The 19,348-nt window shown below is 52.5% G+C and carries 19 protein-coding genes and 1 tRNA gene; 8 read left to right on the plus strand and 12 right to left on the minus strand.

What is annotated here, in order from left to right; genetic code table 11:
- Nucleotides 1-213: 213 nt before the first annotated feature.
- The 4 genes from APA10_RS02795 (at nt 214) to APA10_RS02810 (ending at nt 3,783) form a co-directional block, all read left to right on the plus strand.
- Nucleotides 214-633, plus strand: coding sequence for an NUDIX hydrolase (locus APA10_RS02795; RefSeq protein ID WP_003629401.1), 420 nt, complete (start codon nt 214-216; stop codon nt 631-633).
- A 26-nt stretch (nt 634-659) separates the two neighbouring features.
- On the plus strand, nt 660-1,556 hold the full coding sequence (locus APA10_RS02800) for a LysR substrate-binding domain-containing protein (protein ID WP_003629400.1): 897 nt from the start codon (nt 660-662) through the stop codon (nt 1,554-1,556).
- Nucleotides 1,557-1,677: 121 nt separating this feature from the next.
- Nucleotides 1,678-3,513, plus strand: coding sequence for an FUSC family protein (locus APA10_RS02805; protein WP_003629399.1), 1,836 nt, complete (start codon nt 1,678-1,680; stop codon nt 3,511-3,513).
- 63 nt (nt 3,514-3,576) lie between these two features.
- Nucleotides 3,577-3,783, plus strand: a complete 207-nt coding sequence (locus APA10_RS02810; RefSeq protein ID WP_003629398.1) for a hypothetical protein — start codon at nt 3,577-3,579, stop codon at nt 3,781-3,783.
- Between the two features lie 116 nt (nt 3,784-3,899).
- Here APA10_RS02810 and APA10_RS02815 read toward each other — a convergent pair.
- A tRNA-Arg gene (locus tag APA10_RS02815) sits at nt 3,900-3,976 on the minus strand.
- Between the two features lie 120 nt (nt 3,977-4,096).
- Complete coding sequence (locus APA10_RS02820) at nt 4,097-5,206, minus strand: alpha/beta fold hydrolase (protein WP_050923465.1); 1,110 nt, start codon at nt 5,204-5,206, stop codon at nt 4,097-4,099.
- Between the two features lie 60 nt (nt 5,207-5,266).
- Between APA10_RS02820 and APA10_RS02825 the strand changes: the two genes are divergently transcribed.
- Entirely contained in the window at nt 5,267-5,482 is a 216-nt protein-coding gene (locus APA10_RS02825; RefSeq protein ID WP_003629395.1) for a zinc-finger domain-containing protein, read from the plus strand.
- Nucleotides 5,483-5,575: 93 nt separating this feature from the next.
- Nucleotides 5,576-7,768 carry a protein-disulfide reductase DsbD family protein gene (locus tag APA10_RS02830; RefSeq protein WP_003629394.1) on the plus strand — a complete coding sequence of 731 codons (2,193 nt, stop codon included), beginning with the start codon at nt 5,576-5,578 and terminating at the stop codon, nt 7,766-7,768.
- Here APA10_RS02830 and APA10_RS02835 read toward each other — a convergent pair.
- The 9 genes from APA10_RS02835 to APA10_RS02875 form a co-directional block, all read right to left on the minus strand.
- On the minus strand, nt 7,765-8,103 hold the full coding sequence (locus APA10_RS02835) for a DMT family transporter (protein WP_003624383.1): 339 nt from the start codon (nt 8,101-8,103) through the stop codon (nt 7,765-7,767). The genes APA10_RS02830 and APA10_RS02835 overlap by 4 nt on opposite strands.
- A 19-nt stretch (nt 8,104-8,122) precedes the next feature.
- Nucleotides 8,123-9,391 carry a serine--tRNA ligase gene (serS, locus tag APA10_RS02840; RefSeq protein ID WP_003629393.1) on the minus strand — a complete coding sequence of 423 codons (1,269 nt, stop codon included), beginning with the start codon at nt 9,389-9,391 and terminating at the stop codon, nt 8,123-8,125.
- Between the two features lie 18 nt (nt 9,392-9,409).
- The gene (gene tatC, locus APA10_RS02845; protein WP_003624388.1) at nt 9,410-10,225 is read right to left on the minus strand and encodes a twin-arginine translocase subunit TatC; all 816 of its coding nucleotides are present in this window, start codon (nt 10,223-10,225) and stop codon (nt 9,410-9,412) included.
- Entirely contained in the window at nt 10,222-10,890 is a 669-nt protein-coding gene (gene tatB / locus APA10_RS02850; protein WP_157999363.1) for a Sec-independent protein translocase protein TatB, read from the minus strand. The genes tatC and tatB overlap by 4 nt, the downstream gene beginning before the upstream one ends.
- 72 nt (nt 10,891-10,962) lie before the next feature.
- Nucleotides 10,963-11,829 (minus strand): SMC-Scp complex subunit ScpB, encoded by an 867-nt coding sequence (gene scpB / locus APA10_RS02855; protein ID WP_003629391.1) that lies wholly within the window; start codon nt 11,827-11,829, stop codon nt 10,963-10,965.
- A complete protein-coding gene (locus tag APA10_RS02860; RefSeq protein WP_003629390.1) occupies nt 11,826-12,737 on the minus strand; it encodes a segregation and condensation protein A in 912 nt (303 codons plus the stop codon). The genes scpB and APA10_RS02860 overlap by 4 nt, the downstream gene beginning before the upstream one ends.
- Before the next feature lie 20 nt (nt 12,738-12,757).
- On the minus strand, nt 12,758-13,756 hold the full coding sequence (locus APA10_RS02865) for an SPOR domain-containing protein (protein WP_003629389.1): 999 nt from the start codon (nt 13,754-13,756) through the stop codon (nt 12,758-12,760).
- A complete protein-coding gene (argS, locus tag APA10_RS02870) occupies nt 13,756-15,555 on the minus strand; it encodes an arginine--tRNA ligase (protein WP_003629388.1) in 1,800 nt (599 codons plus the stop codon). The genes APA10_RS02865 and argS overlap by 1 nt, the downstream gene beginning before the upstream one ends.
- 47 nt (nt 15,556-15,602) lie before the next feature.
- Nucleotides 15,603-16,823, minus strand: coding sequence for a deoxyguanosinetriphosphate triphosphohydrolase (locus APA10_RS02875; RefSeq protein WP_003629387.1), 1,221 nt, complete (start codon nt 16,821-16,823; stop codon nt 15,603-15,605).
- Nucleotides 16,824-16,946: 123 nt separating this feature from the next.
- Between APA10_RS02875 and APA10_RS02880 the strand changes: the two genes are divergently transcribed.
- Nucleotides 16,947-17,315, plus strand: coding sequence for a HesB/IscA family protein (locus APA10_RS02880; RefSeq protein WP_003629386.1), 369 nt, complete (start codon nt 16,947-16,949; stop codon nt 17,313-17,315).
- Entirely contained in the window at nt 17,312-18,097 is a 786-nt protein-coding gene (locus APA10_RS02885; protein WP_003629385.1) for an exodeoxyribonuclease III, read from the plus strand. The genes APA10_RS02880 and APA10_RS02885 overlap by 4 nt, the downstream gene beginning before the upstream one ends.
- A 94-nt stretch (nt 18,098-18,191) precedes the next feature.
- On the opposite strand, the gene APA10_RS02890 is transcribed toward APA10_RS02885, so the two are convergent.
- Nucleotides 18,192-19,337 (minus strand): glycosyltransferase, encoded by a 1,146-nt coding sequence (locus APA10_RS02890; protein ID WP_003629384.1) that lies wholly within the window; start codon nt 19,335-19,337, stop codon nt 18,192-18,194.
- Nucleotides 19,338-19,348: the final 11 nt, after the last annotated feature.

A 19,348-nucleotide genomic window follows, 5' to 3' on the forward strand; every position in this document is an offset into this window, starting at 1 on the left:
GAAAAAATACAACACACTGAAAAATAACAACTTTTCCACAAAAACCGATTCTACTCAGAACGGCCATACCCTCAAAAAATGGCGGTTTTCCAAGGTTACCGTGAGATTACCTTTCTGTATGACTGCCGTATAAACTGAATTTTCTGCCCTAACGGCACATCTCATTTCAGGTTACACACGGCTTATTCCCTATTTTGCAGGAGAAAATTTTTTATGCCTTCTTCTCCGCGGACCATTTATCTTGCAACAGCCTTGCTGGTTTCCCCTGCCAAGAACATTCTCTTGGTACGAAAACATGGAACACGCTTTTTTATGCAACCTGGGGGCAAGCGAGAAACAGGTGAAAGACCAGAGCAAACACTGGAGCGCGAGTTGCAGGAAGAATTGTCGCTGACGGTTTCTGTTCCCGCACAAAGCCATATTGGCTGCTTTCGTGCTCCTGCTGCCAATGAGCCCAACCACATTATTGAGGCCGAGTTGTTTCAGTTACCTATTCAGACCGAAGCAGTTTCACCCACAGCTGAGATTGAACAAATTATATGGATTAATCCTTTCAATCTTCCGGATGATCTGCCTTTGGCGCCGTTTACAAAGGACACCGTTATTCCACTCGCACGCACTTTGCTTTCCTGAACATCACATTAGGTTCATTTCAAACCATGTTTTTACGCCAGCTTTCTTATTTGATTGCCCTAGACAAATATCGACATTTTTCACGCGCGGCAGAACATTGCGGTGTGTCTCAACCCGCTCTTTCTGCCGGAATACGGCAGCTAGAAAGCGAACTGGGAATTACCATTATAAACCGTAACAGGCGCTTTAATGGACTGACGGAAGAAGGCCAACGTGTTCTGGCATGGGCACGCCAAACGGTTTCTGACCTTAGTAATTTGCGCCAGGAAGCCGCCTTTGCTCAGGATGTAGCTGGGGGTTCCATTGCTATTGGCATTATGCCCCCTACCATGCAGGTTATCCCCTTACTGATAGAGAGCCTAAGAGCCGCCATCCCAGCTTTACATGTAAGCATCACTGTTTGTTCCAGCGCTGAAATCTTACATCAACTTAGAGAACATCAGATCCAGCTTGGCCTTATGTATCTGGATCAGATCCCCCCTGAAGGGCCTTTTGACACGCATGTCCTCTATCAAGAACAACACGTGTTAGCTGCTGGCGAGGGCATAACGCTTCCTCACACGCGCCATTGTTCATGGGAAACCATCGGTCAGTTACCTTTAGGGCTTCTTAACCCGCAGATGCGTAGCCGGCAGTTTATAGATGCTGCGTTTCGTGAAGCAGGCGTAAAACCACACATCATGCTCGAAACAAATGCTTTGGAACTGTTGCACACAGAAGTGCTTGCCAGCCGCCTTGCAACAATTCTGCCGGTAGCCGCCCTTCCCGAACGCAGCGGCATATTGCAAACTCGTTTGATAGAAAATCTGCCCACACCCGATGTGGGCGTTGTGCGCTTGCAACAAACCATTATGCCCACCCTATCCATGCGCGCTTGGGAAATTCTACAAAAGCTGGATTTTCACCACTCTTATTCCATCTAAAATGCCCACTGCATTTGTTGTATTTCCATCATAAATATTACTTATGATATAATTACGACAAACACTTGGACGGCTGTTTTTGTATGCGGCAGCGTGCGCTTTACGATCTGCAGGAAACGTTATGCGCACACTTACCGCCACTATAGGGCAACCATTTAACAAATCAGCCTTGGCGTGGCTGCTGGCACCTAGTGTGCCAGATATTCTGTTCGCACTCCGCACTGCGAGTGCAGCCTGCCTCTCGCTGCTGATTGCCATGTGGATGGAGCTGGATAGCCCCCAATGGGCTCCGCTGACTGTATGGGTAGTGGCTCTTTCCTCCCGCGGGGAAAGCCTTTCAAAAGCACGGTGGCGTATTTTTGGTACGCTTGTTGGTTGCTGTGCCGCATTTGTATTGATTGCAGCTTTTCCCCAAGAACCGGGGCTGTTTTTTTGCAGTCTGGCACTATGGATTGGCGTGTGCTGCGGGCTAGCAACTTTTGGCACCGGCTACCGCGCCTATGGGCTGCTGGTAACCAGTTTTACCTCCGCCATCGTGGCATCTGGCGCCATTATGCAGCCAGACAATATCTTTGATATTGCCATGGCCCGGAGTTCCTACATTATTTTGGGAATTGTGTGCGAAGCCACTTTGGCGGTGCTGTTTATGCCGGGCTTGCAGGAACAGGCGCAAAAACGGCTTTTAGAACGCCTGAACACAACCCTGTTAAGCACAAACCAAGACATTGCCTCGCTTATCCAGCGCCCTCGCGCCATTACACTCGAGCCTGCATTATCTGCACTTCTCACTGCCAATGCCCGCGCAGAATATGATGCTCTGGAAATGGGGCCGCATTCTCATGCAGCAGACCATGCACGCGCAGCTTTTGCTGGCATGATTACCATGCTGGCCCGCGGATATGGCCTTGCCCTGACGCATCAACTCACACCAACAGAACATACCATGCTGACTGATGAAGCGGCCATTCGCCAGCATATTCAAGCCTGTATGTACCCGAAATCTAGGGATCATTTCCGTTTTAGACTGCAATCTCGCCGCCATGCCGTAGAGGCCATGGATAACGGTATCCGGGCCTGTTTGGGCATTCTGGGGGCATGGCTTGTATGGGAAGTAACCGCATGGCCCGCTGGACCTACATTTTTTTCTTTTGTCTCGCTCGTATATGGCTTGCTGGCTACGCGTGAAAATCCACTTTTGGCGGCGGCCCCATTTTTTAAGGGTGCTTTATGGTGCGGGCTCATTGCAGCTTTGTACGCGCTACTGGTTATACCCGCCATAACGGCACCAGAACTTCTGGTTCTGTTCCTGTTTATTCCCATGATTATTGGCGGGCTGGCTGCGCGGCATGCACACACAGCGGGATATGCTTTTTCATTCAACATGTTCCTGCCCGTGCTGCTTGGGCCTGCCAATCAAGGCCGATTTGATGAGCAATCTTTTTTCAACACCACTCTGGCGTTTCTGGGGGCTGTCTTATTCGCCCGCTGGACTTTTCTGATTATCTTTCCCTTCAGGCTTGATTCCCACATGCGCCGCACACGCAGATGGATAGAAAAAAGCCTGAACCATCTGGCTCGTACGGGTGATAAAACCCTGCCCCATATCTGGCTTTCTAGAAATGCCGAAAGCCTTGTAAGAATTATCAACACTTCCAAATCTCTCCCACAGGAGAAAACGGAGCATTATATTCAGGAACAGATCGTATACATGGTGAAAGGCCTGTATCTGATCTTCCTACGGGATACTTTAAAAGACAAAACACTTCCTGAGGCTTTAAAAACCGAGCTCAAAAAAATCCTTCGAGTTTGGGCCTCTGGTAGCCCTTTACGCATGCAACAAACGCAGGATTTTCTAAACAGTCTGAAACAGGAAGATTTATTAGCCTCTGCCTCAGACCACGCGCGCATGGAAAAAATATGCACATATCTGCATGTTCTGGCTGCTCCCATGAAATAGTGGCTTTTCAGCTGTGTTCACGGTTTTGCATATTTGGCACAGAGAAACTCACTGTCCGAAAGAATGCACCGTATGCCCAAACCTGAAAACGATACACCCACCATAGATCAGGCAACCCAACGGGCTTCTAAATCTCAAACAGGTGCCAACTTAGGGAGTGGCGCTGGCATTACCGCATTTTTGGGGTTTATCGGATTTATTGCATCCCCTCGCGCTAGCCTGCGAAGCCTACTGGAAGATGCAAAAGACCATTACCGACGCAAAAAGTAATACCCGGCAAGGCAAACCGTATCACCCCAACATTGGGAACAAACGGTCTAACTGAAACTGCAAAGGGGTTTTAGCTTTGTAGAAAGCCGCCGAAAATGAGCAATAATTTCACGGAATGGTGGACCCGGCGCGATTCGAACGCGCGACCTTTGCCTTCGGAGGGCAACGCTCTATCCAGCTGAGCTACGGGTCCGTGCGCCTTCCCTAACGCAATTCAGGGGTATTTGCCAAGCCTCTATCTGCATTATCCCGATAACTTCAGCAGATAGAGTTCTACACCGTATTCCTTCCCTGCCGTTCTGGGCAGATGGATTTAACGTGCCAAACCATCAAACCATGAGGCCGGAAACCACTTGCCCTCCGGTTTTGCCGGGTTTTGCGCCTGCCATGTGCTGGCAGCTACATCTCCACCCGATGGCAAAAAACTGTCTGGTTGCGTAATCCAGGTGAGCATGTCCTGCATCACCTGTTTGCCGTTTTTATCACGCAGCAACAAATGGTGGCCGCCGGAAATCAGATCCAGCCGCGTACCTTTGGGCAAGGTTTCCCATACCTTGGCCATTGCCTTGGAAGGCACAAGTTGGTCTTTATCTCCATACACACAAAGCAGCGGTCCTTTAATTTGTGGCGCAGCGGCGGCAGCCTGCTTCATCAAGCTCACCAAGCCACGTAAGGCCTCTAGCTGAGTAGCCCTTAGAGTAAGTGGGTCAAAATACAGGCGCAAAAGGACGGCCGGATTATCACTTGCCACCACATGCACCGGCAGTTCCCGCCCTGTTACCAAATAGTGCGGAAAGAGCGTTGCCAGAACATCCAGCGGAATATCTGCCCCTAGGCCCAGATTCCATACAGCAGGGGCTAGCAGCAATGTGCCCGCAACTGATGGTGCATGTGCGGCAGACATCAGCAGCATGAGAATAGCGCCCCCCATACTTTCACCCGTGAGGTAAAGCGGTATTTGCGGGTTTTCTTGCTGAAGAATGGCTATTTCTTCACGCACATCCTGCACCATGCGGTCTGAACCCGCCCATTCTCCACGCTTTGGGGCTTCCCCAAACCCCCGTTGATCTGGCGCGACTACAGTTATGCCCTGCCCGGCAAAAAATGGTGCAGGTTGCTCCCACGCATCACGGCTATCATTAAATCCATGTAGCGCCAGCAATATGCCCCGAGGCTGCCCTTGCGCCTTCCAGACACGAGCCGGAATGGCTGCACCGTCAGACAGTGTGAACATACGATCAGGCGGCACAAGCTGAGCGGCTGCCGCAAAACGTGATGGAGGCTTGGGGGGATCAGGAAGTTTCACACTGCATCCTGTCAAACTCAAAAACACAACCAGTAACGCGCAACTGTATCGTCCATATCTGCTCACGCGCATGGGAAGATAAGAAAGGTGCAAAACCATAGCCCACACAGCTATCATGCACACAACCAGCACATGTTCTTCATTTGGGCATCATAGCAAAAAGGGAATACCACACCTATGTTGATACAGCCTGCCAACCCTGTGCCACACCCCAAACTGGGGCATGCTGAAACCATTATGGTGGATAAACGCAAAATTGCCTGTGATGGCGGTTTAGGAGTACTTGGGCACCCGCGCGTATGGCTGAAAATTGGCGGCCATCAAACCGTATGTCCCTATTGTTCACGTCTGTTTGTTCTACAACCTGATGCTGAAGCTCTGGCAGAACACTAACTGCTTTTTCTGCACCCTGATCTTCAACAACATCAGCTTACAATTACAGGCGAATTTGGCTTATGCTGCGCGCTCCTTACCGCAGAATGCACCATGAGTTTGCCTGTTATGCCCTTTTCGCGTCTTACTGCCTTTAATCGGTCTTCTGCTCCTGCCCCGGTGCAGGCAAAAGGCAACAGGCGTGGCCTTGCAGGCTGGCTGGCTCTTTCTGTTGCCATTTTGGCAGCGCCTTTTGTTTTCTCACATCCTTCAATCGCAGCAGAAAGCCCGCAGGTTAAAACCGGCCATAGCATTGCAAGCCTGATAACCTTTTCTGATACAGTTGAAGCTGATAGCCCCTTGCGCATTGCCTTACGGCTTCAGCTTCAACAGGGCTGGCACACATACTGGCAAAATCCGGGAGATGCGGGAGACCCTCCAGCTATCACCATAAAAGCTGATGGTGCATTGCAAGGCAGCACGCAAACCATCCAGTGGCCGGTGCCGCAGCGTATTCCCGATTCCTCACTTATGTCTTACGCCTATACTGGCGATGTAATCCTGCCTCTGGAACTGCCTCTTCAATCAGCAGATCAGAAATCAGACAAGATCAACATCAAGGCGCATGCAAGCTGGTTAGTGTGTGAGCATGTCTGTGTACCCGAAGAAGCTGATCTTGCGCTCATATTGGATAAAGGCCCCCCAGCGCCTTCTGCTCAAGCCCCTTTGTTTGAGCAAACATTACAGCATATGGCTGTGCCCTCACCCTATACGGCAACCTTTTCCTCCAACGGTGTTTTACAGCTAACAGGGAAAGATCTCAGCCCCATATCCGTATCCGATGCCTGGTTTATGCCAGAGCAACAGGGACAGATTACCGAAGCCGCCGCGCAAAAACCCACCATCAGCAACGGCTCTGTAACGCTGCATCTCAAGCCGACGACAGATTTTTCTGTCCTACGGTCTTTATCCGGAATTGTAGTTTTAAAGGACAAAGCTGGCACAGAGCGCGCCCTGCAAATTCATGCCAACCCCGGCACAGTTACCGATACATCAGAAAATACACTTTCCGCTTCCACCGGGTTTATGCAGCAAATGCTGTTTGCCTTTATAGGCGGCCTTATCCTGAACCTAATGCCTTGTGTGTTCCCTATTCTGGCCATGAAAGCTTTGGCCATTACCCGGCTCGGACATGCAGCAAGACGAGAACAAATTTTGAGCGCAGCATGTTACGCGGCTGGGGTTATTGGTAGTTTTACACTATTGGGCGCCACCATGATGGCTGCTCGCCTGACTGGTGCTGCAACAGGCTGGGGCTTTCAGTTTCAATCTCCCCTTTTTGTAGGAATGATCTGCTGGCTGCTTTTTGCCATGGCCCTGAACCTTCTGGGAGTGTTTTCTTTTTCGGCCGTATCCATCAACAGCGCACCGCATACACGCCACAGCTTGTGGAACGATGTTTTAACAGGTGTGCTTGCTGTTGTTGTGGCCTCACCCTGCACAGCACCCTTTATGGGCGTGGCTATTGCTGGGGCTCTGTCTGGCCCTCCCATTGCCGGGCTTACTGTTTTTGCGGCACTGGGGTTGGGGTTGGCCCTGCCCTATCTGTTGATTGCAACCTTCCCCTCCTGCGCCAGAATTCTGCCACGTCCTGGCGCATGGATGGTCTATTTGCGCCAGTTTCTGGCATTTCCTTTACTGGCATCCTGCGTATGGTTGCTATGGGTTGCCACGCTGGAAGGTGGTGCTTCCATAGTGGTCTTGCTTGGGTCCGGCATGGTGTTGTTGGGGTTGGCTGCATGGGTGCATGGTCTAACCCAAACACATCAGAACACATTATCGGATCACAAACGCTTTGCCTTGCATGGTTTGGCACTATTGGCATTGCTAGGTGCATTATCTCTACTGCCCGTATTACGGCAACAGGCAGCAATTCCATCTTCTCCCCAAGGCATGACCTTGCCCGAAGGGGTAGAAGCTTTTTCCACCGCGCGCCTACAAACCTTACATGACAGCGGCAAAGGCGTGTTTGTAGATATGACAGCTGCGTGGTGCATTACCTGCTTGGTAAACGAGCGTGTAGCGTTAGATGTGCCAGAAGTGCGCGAGGCCTTTAAAGCCCAGAACGTCACCCTGCTGCGCGGAGACTGGACAACACACGATGCCGCTATTACGGCCTTCCTACGCCAACATGGGCGCGATGGTGTGCCTTTTTACCTGTTTATTCCGGTTAACGGAACACCCATAACGCTGCCACAGGTGCTCACACCTGGGTTGGTTATTAAAACCATAAGTTCCACACGTTAATGTTGTATGGAACCTGAAAACAGGTTGATAACCAACACCCCAACCATAATCAGGCCAATGCCAATAAGGGCTGGCGTATCCAGCATTTGCTTGAAAAATAAAGCACCAATGCCAGAAACAAGCACAATGCCCACCCCACTCCAGATGGCATACACAATGCCCGTTGGAATGGTTTTGAGCGGGATAGACAGAAAATAAAAGGCACATCCATACGCTGCCAGACTGGCAACAGCGTATCCCCAGCGCGCAAACCCGTGCGAGGCTGTGAGCAAGGATGTGCCGATAACTTCAGATACAATGGCAATCGCCAAGTATAAGGAAGGTTTGGAAACCATTGTATCTAAGCCCTACTTCTTAACTGATTTTTTCAATGCCCCCCATATATGGGCGCAGAACATCCGGGACGGTTACAGAGCCATCTTCGTTCTGATAATTTTCCATAACCGCAATAAGGGTACGGCCTACAGCAAGGCCAGAACCATTTAACGTATGCACAAAAGCAGGTGCAGCACCGGCCTGCGGGCGATAACGGGCGTTCATGCGGCGCGCCTGAAAATCCCGCGTATTGGAGCACGAAGAAATTTCCCGCCAAGCATCCTGCCCCGGCAGCCATGCTTCAAGATCAAAGGTTTTAGCTGCGCCAAACCCGGTATCACCAGCACATAGCAGCACGCGGCGATACGGAATGTTCAACTTTTCCAGCACCTTTTCTGCACAGCGCGTCATGCGCTCATGCTCGGCATCGCTTTCTTCTGGCGTGGTTACGGAAACCATTTCCACTTTTTCAAACTGATGCTGGCGGAGCATTCCACGCACATCTCGCCCAGCAGCACCAGCCTCGCTCCGGAAGCACTGGCTCAGTGCTGTCATACGCAGCGGCAATGCCGATGCCTCCAGAATATCTCCAGAAACAGAAGCTGTAAGCGGCACCTCTGCTGTGGGAATAAGCCAGCGGCCATCTTCCGTACGGAAAGATTGATCTGCAAATTTTGGCAACTTGTCTGTTCCGTACATGGCATCATCATTCACCATGACGGGCACCTGCGTTTCCGTATATCCGTGCTCGGTAACGTGCAGATCCAGCATGAACTGGCCCAAAGCACGCGCCAAACGTGCAATACCACCACGCAACACCACAAAACGTGAGCCAGAAAGCTTGGCTGCTGTTGCAAAATCCATCTGCTTCAGCGTTTCACCCAGCTCAAAATGCTGCTTGGGTGTAAACGTAAAGGTAGGTTTTGTACCCCATTCATGCTGCACCACGTTGGCGCTTTCATCCGGGCCTTCTGGCACGGTGGCATCCAAACGGTTTGGCAGGTTAGCCAAAAGTGCTGTGCTTTCACGCCCCAGCACATTTACCTGTTCTTCCAACGCTTCCATTTCTGCGCGCAGGGCCAAGCCTTCGGCTTCCAGATCACTGCTATCGCCACCATTGCGCTTTAGTGCGCCAATTTCACGCGCCAGCGCTTTGCGGCGCCCCTGCTTTTCCTGCAACACGGTTTGGGCCTGGCGGCGTTCTTCATCCCATGCCAGCAATTTGGCAGAAACAGGCTCCACCCCACGGCGGGCAAGATCGGCATCAAAAGCAGCGGGATCAGCCCGCAGGGCGCGAATATCATGCATGGGTTAGGGAACCTCCTGCTAGGTGTTGGATGTATCTTCCGCTTGGCTGGCCTTAAACTTAGGCTCGACCAAGCGCGCGCAGATAATGGAAATTTCGTAAAGTAAGACCAACGGCACGGCCAGACCGATCTGGGTAATGACATCTGGCGGCATCAGAATAGCGGCGATAACAAAAGCGCCCACAATGGCGTAGCGACGAAACCGGCGGAGCATATCTGCCGTAACAATGCCCACACGCGCCAGAAGCGTAAGCACCACTGGCAGTTCAAACGCCACGCCAAAGGCCATTATCAGTTTCATGACCAGTGAAAGATATTCGGAAACCTTGGCTTGCAGCTCAATCTGCACACCATCATGCCCAGCGCCTGCGGTCTGGAACGACAGGAAGAAACGCCATGCAATAGGGAAAATAAAGTAATAAGCCAGCGATGCCCCAACCAGAAACAGAATGGGCGTTGCAATTAAAAACGGTGCAAAAGCACGCTTTTCCGACCGGTAAAGGCCGGGGGCGATAAAAATCCATGCCTGCATGGCCACAACGGGAAAAGACAGAAAAGCTGCACCAAAAAACGCCACACGAATGTATGTGAAAAATGCCTCATACAGTGCAGTGTAAATGAGATGCGGCTGTTCACCCTGCTGGCGCATAATTTCACCCAACGGGCGCGCCAGAAACAGATAGATATCACCTGCGTAGTGGTAACACAGCGCAAAACACAGAATAAAAGCCGCACCTGCCCATAACAAACGGCGGCGCAATTCTAGCAGATGTTCGATCAACGGCATTGGCTGATCGTGAATAGGATCTTCCCCCACGGTTTCGTTTTCGTTCATGGTTGATGATCCATTATCTGCTGTTCTGGCTCAGCCCCTTTTGGCGGCTCTGGCTGTATATCCACGTCCTGCTGCCATGCCGGCCTGCTTGGGCCAGCCACACGCCCCAACCTTTCACCCGGCGCCACACTGCGCCCACCATGCATGACGCGCACTGGCGGCAAAAATGCCGGAGGGTGCAAGCGTTCCTGCTCCTTCAAAATGCGGCGCACAATATTGGGCGGCAGTTCTGGCGGGGCACTGGCAATATCTGCATCAGTTACAGTAGGCTCATACGTGCTGGGCACATAAACAGAAGCATTGGTGGCACTTGGTGTGCTGGAAACGGGCATATCCAATGCACGAGGGCCTGCCGGAATATGCTTTTCAGCAATTTGTGGTGGTGGAGCGAAGGAACTGCTTAGCGTGCCATCGGAATCAATCGCCTTCATGATCCGATTACGTACGTTGAGATTTTTGAGGTCCCGAACCTGATCGCGCACTTCTGTCAGATCGGCTTCACGCACCATTTCATCAACGTGAGACTGAAATTCCCCCGCCAGTTTGCGTGCCTTTTTTACAGCCCCTGCCAGCCCACGAATGGCCACGGGCAAATCCTTCGGGCCGATCACGACCAGAGCCACGGCGCCAATCAGCGCGATTTCAGACCAGGCAAAATCAAACATGGGCAGTTCCGTTGCTGCACGCACCGCACGGGAAAAACAAAAATGCCCGCGCAACCAGATGCAGAGTATCTATCATGAGCCTTCTGACGCGGAAACATGCGGTTTTCTGCTTTCTTCCGCAACTTCTGGCATTTTCTCGGTCTGCATATCTGTATTTTCGGCAGCCGGGGCCAATCCAGCATCAGTTTGTAGTGCACTCTCTAACTGTGCATCCGTGCCTGATATATCGTGTGTGTGTTCTGCCTGCTCAGCAACCTCTTCTGCATCATTTGCAAATGTGATTTCTGTTTGTGGGCGCCCCATTGCCCCGGCGTTTTCCGGCACTTCCACCAACAATTCTTCCCGGCGCGGCAGATCAGCCAAAGAACGTAAGCTGAAGTGACGCAAAAAATCCTGCGTTGTGCCCCACAATACCGGCCGCCCCGGCACTTCCTTGCGCCCTTTAGGCATAATAAGCGCTGATTCTATCAGCGTATCCAGCACATTTTGCCCAAGGCTTACACCGCGTATTTCTTCTATCTGCACGCGTGTACAGGGCTGGTGGTAAGCAATAATCGCCAGTGTTTCCATAACAGCGCGTGAAAAACGACGGGGCCGCTCCAGCACGCGCGTAAGGGCTGGCGCTAAGTCTGGCGCTGTCCGAAACTGCCACCCTCCGGCTATTTCAACAGGCATCACACCCCGCCCCTCGTAACGTTGCACAAGAGCTTGCAAAACAGACGTTACAAAGGCTGCCAGATTATCCACTGCATCCGGCACAAGCTGGCGCAATTCCAGCAGCTCCGCCAACCGACGCGCACTTACAGGTTCGGTAGACGCAAAAATAAGCGCTTCAGCCAAGCGCAAAGCTTCTTCTGAAACCATAGTGTTTTCAGGCTGAACTACCTTAATGGCCTCTGCACTTTCAGAAGCAGCATTATCCGCTATGTCCGTGGTCATGAATTTTGCGCTTCTTCTGTGGCAAGTGCGTTTTCAGCACTATCTGGCTCATGCGTTTCTTCATGCGGACGTAGCATAATCTGCCCAAACACCTCTTCCTGCCGCAATTCTAGCCGTCCACTTTTTGCCAGTTCCAGACCAGCAATCAATGTGCCTGCCACGGCGGCACGCCGTTGGCGCACCGCATCCGCCCCTTCGGCTTGCTCTGGCAGAACATCGGGCAAAAACGCATCCAGACTGCTCCAGCCGGGAGGCGTTTCTCCTAACAAGCGAGTCAGCCTGCTTAAGGCATCTTGCACTGTCCAGAACCGTAACGTGCGTGGCGCATAAATACGCTTGCGGGCATTACGCCGCATGGCCGCCATATAGGCCCGCATAAGCTGCGGCATATCTAGCGCCAAACCAGAGCGGTCTATTTCCACCAGATCTTCTGCCACACCACGGGCAAACACATCGCGCCCCAATCTGGGCCTATCATCCAGCCAACGGGCCAGTTCACCCATGCAGGCAAGCTCTATCAGCCGTTCCTGCAAGAGTTCTGCGGCTTCTTCGCCCTCCACGGCAAGTTCATCATCCGGAGGGAGCAGCAGGCGCGACTTAAGCCACGCTAGCCATGCCGCCATAACCAGCCAGTCTGCGGCCAGTTCCAGCCGAACCCGACGGGCATTTTCTACAACCGCAAGATATTGTTCTACCAGTTGCAGAATGGAAATACGCGCCAGATCGACCTTTTGCGCCCGAGCCAGATCAAGCAGAAGATCCATAGGACCTTCAAACCCATCCAGACGCAACAGCGGCACACGCGGCGCCTGCTCCGCCTGTGCATCGGCATGAGCAGACAGTGCGCCAGTTGCCTCTACTGGGCCTGACGCACCTTCAATATCTGCCTGCGTGTGTCCTGCTTCCATTCTGCCAGACCAGTTGCAACTTACTGCCGCACGACCATGCATGCCATACCGCGTTCTCGCACCGCAGAGCAGAATTCACGTGCAGTTGCCACAGAAGCAAAGCCCTTTACGCGCAAGCGATAGAACGTGGCGTTATTCTGCTCCGTCCGCACAAAGGAAGGCGTGCTATCTCCGAACAAGGTGGGATAACGAGATTTCAGGCGCGACCACTCTTTACGCGCTTCATCTTCGTTCTGCACCGCAGCCAACTGCACCTGATACTTCCCGCCCTCTACACCACCATGTGGCACAGTGGATGCTTTTGTATCAGCCGGTGCCGCTTTACTTGCCACAGCAGTATCCTTGACGGGAGCTGGGGTTGCTGGCTTTGGTTTCGGGCTACTTTCGGCTGATTGTGCAGCCGCTGCGGCATCCCCTTCCTCTCCGCCGGTAGAAGCTTCGGTTTCTTCCTGCGCAGAAGTGCTTTGTGCATCTGCCGGAGGCGCTGCTGCGGGTGCCTGTTGATCTGCCGATTGCCCTGCACCTGCTCCTTCAGCACCGGTTGCCGGAGTGGGTGCCCCCTCCGGTTTACCAGAATCCTCTTCACCCTGCGCACCATATTGGGCTGCCAGAGCTTCTGGGTTAGGTTTTTCCGGGGCAGGAACAGGATGCGCCTTTGCATCACCATCTTCATCCGGCATGGCAACAGAATCAAGCTGCATCCCACCCGGATCAACCGGCTTTGTACGCATGGAAACCGGTGGCGGCCCCATAATGGGGATACCGTGCTGATGGTGCCCCACCAGCGCCCAACCACCAATACCCAACACCAGCAAACCGCCCAGACCAGCAGCCCCATAAACCAGACGCCGCGTGCCCGTATCACTGCTTAAAAAGCGGGTCAGCACGTTTTCGGTTGGGCGGCCACCTACGGCTGCTGGTCGCGTAGGTGCCGGATCTTCGTAATCCATGCTCATGCGCTCACGCGCACGGCTGATTCTGTCATCCGCTGAAAATTTGGGTCGGTCTTCATCACTCATCAGCGCATTTCCTCCACGGGTTCCACACCCATGACTGCAAGACCAGAGCGGATAACCACCGCGGTAGCTGCAACAAGGGCCAGACGCGCACGGGTGGACTCTACAGCATCAGGCTGGAGAAAGCGCAAAGAGGCATCGTCCCGGCCACGATTCCAGAGGGCATGAAAATCACCCGCCACATCAGCAAGGTAGAAGGCCACACGATGGGGCTCCCGCGCAAGCGCTGCGGCTTCCACCATACGCGGCCATTCTGCCAGACGACGGATAAGCGCCATTTCCGCATCAGATGTCAGAGATTCGAGCGATGCAGAGGCCAAAGCGGCATCATCCGTCTCACCATACGCAGCGGCTTCTACTGCGGCCCGCAACACGGAGCGGCAGCGGGCATGAGCATACTGCACATAAAAGACCGGGTTATCACGCTGCTGCGCCACAACCAGATCAAGATCGAATTCCATCTGGGCGTCGCTCTTACGGGTAAGCATGGTAAAACGCACCGCATCACGCCCGACTTCATCAATCAGATCACGCAGCGTGACAAACGTACCAGCACGTTTGGACATTTTAACAGGCTGTCCATCACGCAGAATATGGACAATCTGGCACAACACCACTTCAAGCGGCACCGTATCGCCCGTAATCGCCTTAACAGCGGCCTTCATCCGTTTGACGTAGCCACCGTGATCAGCACCCCAGACGTCAATCATCATCTGCGCGCCACGGGCTACTTTGTCTGCATGATAGCCGATATCGTTGGCAAAGTAAGTATTGGTGCCATCAGACTTGCGCAGCGGACGATCAACATCATCCCCAAACTGAGTGGAACGGAACAGAAGCTGCTCGCGCTCTTCCCAATCTTCCGGCAGCTTGCCTTTGGGGGGCTCCAGCACGCCTTCATACAACAGGCCTTGCTGTTCCAGCTTGCTGATAGCCGCATCTGTTACGCCACGGCGCAGCACTTCGGCTTCTGATGTGAACACATCATGATGCACGCCAAGGGCTGCCAAATCTTCCTTGATAGCCGTGAGCATATGCGCCACGGCAAAACCGCGCACTGTTTCCAGCCATGTGGCTTCTGGCGCAGGCAGGGGGCTTCCATCGGCGTCGGTTTCTGTCAGCTTGTTTCCGTATTCCGCAGCCAGTTCCATACCTACGGGAATAAGGTATTCCCCTTGATATTGCAGGCCACCCGGTGCCAATGCAGAAAAATCATCCTGCGTCATTTTGGTGCCAAGGGCTTGCAGGTAACGCCAGTAGGCTGCCCATGCCAGCGCCCTTACCTGCGCACCGGCATCATTAATGTAAAATTCCTTGGTAACGGCAAAGCCGGCCTTGGCCATAAGGTTGGCAAGGGCATCCCCCACCACAGCGCCACGGCAATGCCCAACATGCATTGGCCCGGTTGGGTTGGCGGAAACATATTCCACATTCACCCGTAAGCCCTTGCCTGCCTGAGATGCCCCATAGGCTTCACCCGCATTCAACACTGCGGGCAAAATGCCGCGCATGACATCGGGCTTGAGCGTGATGTTGACAAAGCCCGGCCCTGCAGCGGCTACCGAGGCAACTCCTTCTACCTTTTGCAGGGCGGTTACCAGATCAGCCGCAATATCTGCCGGTTTACGGCGTGCCGTCTTGGCCAGCAGCAGAGCGGCGTTGGTTGCCATATCTCCGTGCGAAGGATCTCGCGTTGGGGTCAGTTCCACGCGGGCCAGCGTTTCTTCCGGCACATTGGGCAGCAGTTCCTGCACAATGGCCAGAACATGTTGACGGTAACGCTGAAACACACAGTCAGACATAAAACACTTAACCCCGTAATAGTAAGAAAGCGCTGAAAGCGCGTTTATCAGCCTGCAACAGACAGGTCAGTCAACCGTCTATGTTCTTCCATGGCGTAGCGATCTGTCATGGAAGCCACATAATCCGCCACCACACGCCGTAACCCTGTGGCATCTTTTCCCTCTGCCTCACGCTGCCATTCAGCCGGCAACAGAGATGGCGACTCCGTAAGCGTATCAAAAAGCTCCGCTGTAACGTGCCGGGCTTTGTGCGTCATACGGTTTACACGCCAATGGCGATACAGATGCGCAAACAGAAACTTGCGGATACCTTTGTTGGCTTGGGCCATGGGTTCATGAAACGCCACAACCGGACCTGATGCTGCACGTATATCCTCCACATTTCGGGGTGCCAGATCCTGCAGGCGTTCACGCGTGCAGATCAACACATCTGTCACCAGCTTATGAATAACGCGGCGCACCATTTCATGCCGGATACGCTGTAAGGTCCGCTTATCCTGAGAAGGCAGATCAGCGGCGGCCTTCCGTACTTCAAACAGTTCTTCCCCCACCACTGGCACATCCACCAGATCATCCAGCGAGAGCAGGCCTGACTTCACGCCATCGTCCAGATCATGCCCGTGATAGGCAATGTCATCTGCCAGCGCTGCCACCTGTGCCTCGGCTGAGGCGTATGTGGAAAGTTCCAGCGGGAACAGTGCATCCAATTCCAATAGCCGTGCAGATGGACGTTTGACCGGCCCATTATGCTTGGCCAACCCTTCCAACGTTTCCCATGTCAGATTCAATCCATCAAACGCCAGATAGCGGCGTTCCTTCAGCATCACTTGCCGGAGGGCCTGCGTGTTATGGTCAAACCCGCCCCATTCCTGCATGTGGGCCGCCAGTGCATCTTCCCCCGCATGCCCAAAAGGTGTGTGCCCCAGATCATGCGCCAGAGCGACAGCTTCTGTCAGATCTTCATCCAGCTTTAGAAACCGAGCCATGGAGCGGGCCACCTGAGCCACTTCCAAGGAATGCGTCAGGCGCGTGCGGAAGAAATCTCCCTCATGGTTCACAAACACCTGCGTTTTATATTGCAGGCGACGAAAGCCTGACGAATGGATGACTCTATCCCGATCACGCTGCCACGGTGAACGTGTCAGAGATTCCGGCTCATCATAAAGGCGGCGCGCCCGGCCTTCTCCCGGTTGAACGGCATAGGGCATCAGATCCCTGCATTCTGTCGTGTCTGGCACTCCTGCGGTTTCCTTTGCTGCACGGTCCACCAGCGTGTTGCCGGTATCTAATCCGAATGAAGCTTATAGGAGTTTAGAATATTCCGCCAAAGTTGACTATTCTTGGCATCTTGCCCCTTCAAACCAGAAGGCACGCAAGCTATTTAAGAGAGTATGACACAGCCAACACCCTTTTCCGTTTCGGAATCTGCAGCAAACCGCATTGCCAGCGTGATTGCTAAAAAGCAGGCAACTGCCGCCCCAGAAAAACCAGCACCTGTTGCCATGCGGGTATCTGTAGAAGCCGGAGGGTGTAACGGCTTTCAGTATCTCTTCACGCTTATTCCTGAGGCTGATATTGCAGCCGATGATACACGCATAGAAAGAAACGGTGCGCTGGTGGTCGTGGACTCAGCCAGCATGGATTTGCTGGCCGGTGCAGAGCTTGATTTTGCAGACAAGCTGATGGGCGCACATTTTGCAGTAAACAACCCCAATGCAGCGTCTTCCTGCGGCTGTGGCACAAGCTTTTCTGTGGCATGAAACTCGCAACCTGGAATGTAAACTCCGTCCGGCAACGTCTGGATCTGGTTCTGGATTGGCTGAAGCGCGAACAGCCAGACGTGCTGATGATGCAGGAAATCAAGTGCGAGACGGATCAGTTCCCCAAAGCTGCATTTGAGGATGCTGGTTATGGTTGCGCCGTAGTGGGGCAGAAATCCTACAACGGGGTTGCCACTCTTGTGCGCGGAGATTTTAGCGTAACAACAGATCACCTCCCCGGTTTTTCAGACCCGGCCGCGCGGTATGTAGAAGTGCGCACCCAAGGTATGGTGCTAGGAAATCTGTATCTGCCCAATGGCAATTCGGGCGGAGAACAGGGCTATGCTACCAAGCTTGAGTTCCTGAGCGCCCTTACAGCCCGCGCACGTCTTTTGCTGGCAGAAGAAACAGATTTTGCGCTGGCAGGTGACTACAATATTTGCCCTGCCCCCATAGATTGCGCCCCGGGGGCCCTGGGCCCAGAAGATGCGCTTGTACGCCCGCAAAGCCGGGCCGCGTACCGTCGCCTGCTATGGTTGGGGCTGACAGATGCTTTGCGGGCATTACACCCAACAGGCGCAGCTTATACCTTCTGGGATTATCAGGCCCGCGCGTGGGAAAGAGATTGCGGGCTGCGGATTGACCACATGCTGCTTTCTCCACGTCTTGCAGAACGCCTGCAAACTGCTGAACCTGATAGAAATGAACGCGCAATGCTGCGCCCATCTGACCATGTGCCGTTTATTGTAACTTTAAAAGATTCAGCAAAACTGTCGGCTTAAAAAGCTTAAAAACCCCGGTACAACGCCCGATTGCACCGGGGTTAAACATGCTTGATGAAATGATCAGGCTTTGCTTACTACGCAGAATCCTCCATCAAACTGCCGGCGGAGGCGTTTGAAAATCTGCGGCTTTTCCTGCTTGAATAGCCTGTGCAATCAGCTTCCACCTTCTATACACCACGCATGGATTCTGGAAATGATAGTAAACGCTCTGCTTATTTTTAAAAACAATCTTCGACAGAAAATATAAAATGATGTTTGCATTATAAATATACTTATTTTTTACAAATTTTTTCTCAATATAAACACGGTTTCGAATAGCGAAATAAGTGCGCGAAAAATTTTCTTCTTCACGCAACCAGTGCTGTAATGCGGAATCATTAACCTGCCATGAAAGTTCCAGATCTTTCAGAACACTGTTCTGACATGCCCAAATTTGCCCTCCGTTTTCTGTAATCCGCAGGGTAAAATCATAATCATCAAAATAAAGAAAAAGCCGAGCATCCGGCAGCCCTACTTTTTGAATCCAACTTTTATGGAACCAAAAACCACCATAAGCCGACATCTGCATTTGCAAACACTTCAACCCATCTTTCTGCCAAACCTTTGCTTTTTGTTTGCGCAGCAATGTTTGCATGGAAAAGCCAAAAAATGAGTTTTTTGTAATGCCGTGAAACTTACAGGTTTTGAAAAGTTTTTTATATGTTGTTTTATCTTCTCTAAAACTGCTCAGGCATATCTGCGTATTTGCACCCATGCCTCTCCATGCTTTGGCAAGCGCCGTAAGAGAATCTGGTTCAGGCCTGTTATCATCATCCAGCACCCAGATATGCTGGGTATCTTCACGCGCTGCAGCGGCTTGAATAGCCGCATGAAAACCACCGGCAGACCCAGTGTTGGTTGCCAAACGCACAATGGTGAGACGATCTTTACCAAATACTTCTGGTAATCTGGCAATTTCTGCCGCCACACTTTTTTCCGTACCGTTATCTATAACAACAGCATGCCCGGTACCTGCGCCAAAAACACCTTCTAAAACCTGATTTAGAAATGAAACGCGGTTACCATACGTCACAATAGCTGCGCATGTTCCTTGTAGAACTGCCTGCGTATTCTGCTCAAGAGTATCGTGCATGCACATGTCTGCCTGTCGTGAAATGCCGTTATAAGTCGTCAGCCGAAACAAACTTCCCAATGGCAGAAACCATAAGCGTGGCAAACATTGCCACACGCCCCGCATATCTAATGCTG

It is taken from the genome of Acetobacter pasteurianus subsp. pasteurianus LMG 1262 = NBRC 106471, from assembly GCF_000285275.1.
In the GTDB taxonomy this organism is placed as follows: Bacteria; Pseudomonadota; Alphaproteobacteria; order Acetobacterales; family Acetobacteraceae; genus Acetobacter; species Acetobacter pasteurianus.

Bases quoted from the DNA above. Each gene is read 5' to 3' on its own strand.
- APA10_RS02820 (WP_050923465.1), bottom strand. From the start codon at position 5,206: ATGATAGCTGTGTGGGCTATGGTTTTGCACCTTTCTTATCTTCCCATG.
- APA10_RS02885 (WP_003629385.1), top strand. From the start codon at position 17,312: ATGAAACTCGCAACCTGGAATGTAAACTCCGTCCGGCAACGTCTGGAT.
- tatB (WP_157999363.1), bottom strand. From the start codon at position 10,890: ATGTTTGATTTTGCCTGGTCTGAAATCGCGCTGATTGGCGCCGTGGCT.
- APA10_RS02860 (WP_003629390.1), bottom strand. From the start codon at position 12,737: ATGGAAGCAGGACACACGCAGGCAGATATTGAAGGTGCGTCAGGCCCA.
- APA10_RS02830 (WP_003629394.1), top strand. From the start codon at position 5,576: ATGAGTTTGCCTGTTATGCCCTTTTCGCGTCTTACTGCCTTTAATCGG.
- scpB (WP_003629391.1), bottom strand. From the start codon at position 11,829: ATGACCACGGACATAGCGGATAATGCTGCTTCTGAAAGTGCAGAGGCC.
- APA10_RS02835 (WP_003624383.1), bottom strand. From the start codon at position 8,103: ATGGTTTCCAAACCTTCCTTATACTTGGCGATTGCCATTGTATCTGAA.
- APA10_RS02805 (WP_003629399.1), top strand. From the start codon at position 1,678: ATGCGCACACTTACCGCCACTATAGGGCAACCATTTAACAAATCAGCC.
- serS (WP_003629393.1), bottom strand. From the start codon at position 9,391: ATGCATGATATTCGCGCCCTGCGGGCTGATCCCGCTGCTTTTGATGCC.
- tatC (WP_003624388.1), bottom strand. From the start codon at position 10,225: ATGAACGAAAACGAAACCGTGGGGGAAGATCCTATTCACGATCAGCCA.
- APA10_RS02825 (WP_003629395.1), top strand. From the start codon at position 5,267: ATGTTGATACAGCCTGCCAACCCTGTGCCACACCCCAAACTGGGGCAT.
- APA10_RS02865 (WP_003629389.1), bottom strand. From the start codon at position 13,756: ATGAGTGATGAAGACCGACCCAAATTTTCAGCGGATGACAGAATCAGC.
- argS (WP_003629388.1), bottom strand. From the start codon at position 15,555: ATGTCTGACTGTGTGTTTCAGCGTTACCGTCAACATGTTCTGGCCATT.
- APA10_RS02890 (WP_003629384.1), bottom strand. From the start codon at position 19,337: ATGCGGGGCGTGTGGCAATGTTTGCCACGCTTATGGTTTCTGCCATTG.
- APA10_RS02880 (WP_003629386.1), top strand. From the start codon at position 16,947: ATGACACAGCCAACACCCTTTTCCGTTTCGGAATCTGCAGCAAACCGC.
- APA10_RS02810 (WP_003629398.1), top strand. From the start codon at position 3,577: ATGCACCGTATGCCCAAACCTGAAAACGATACACCCACCATAGATCAG.
- APA10_RS02800 (WP_003629400.1), top strand. From the start codon at position 660: ATGTTTTTACGCCAGCTTTCTTATTTGATTGCCCTAGACAAATATCGA.
- APA10_RS02795 (WP_003629401.1), top strand. From the start codon at position 214: ATGCCTTCTTCTCCGCGGACCATTTATCTTGCAACAGCCTTGCTGGTT.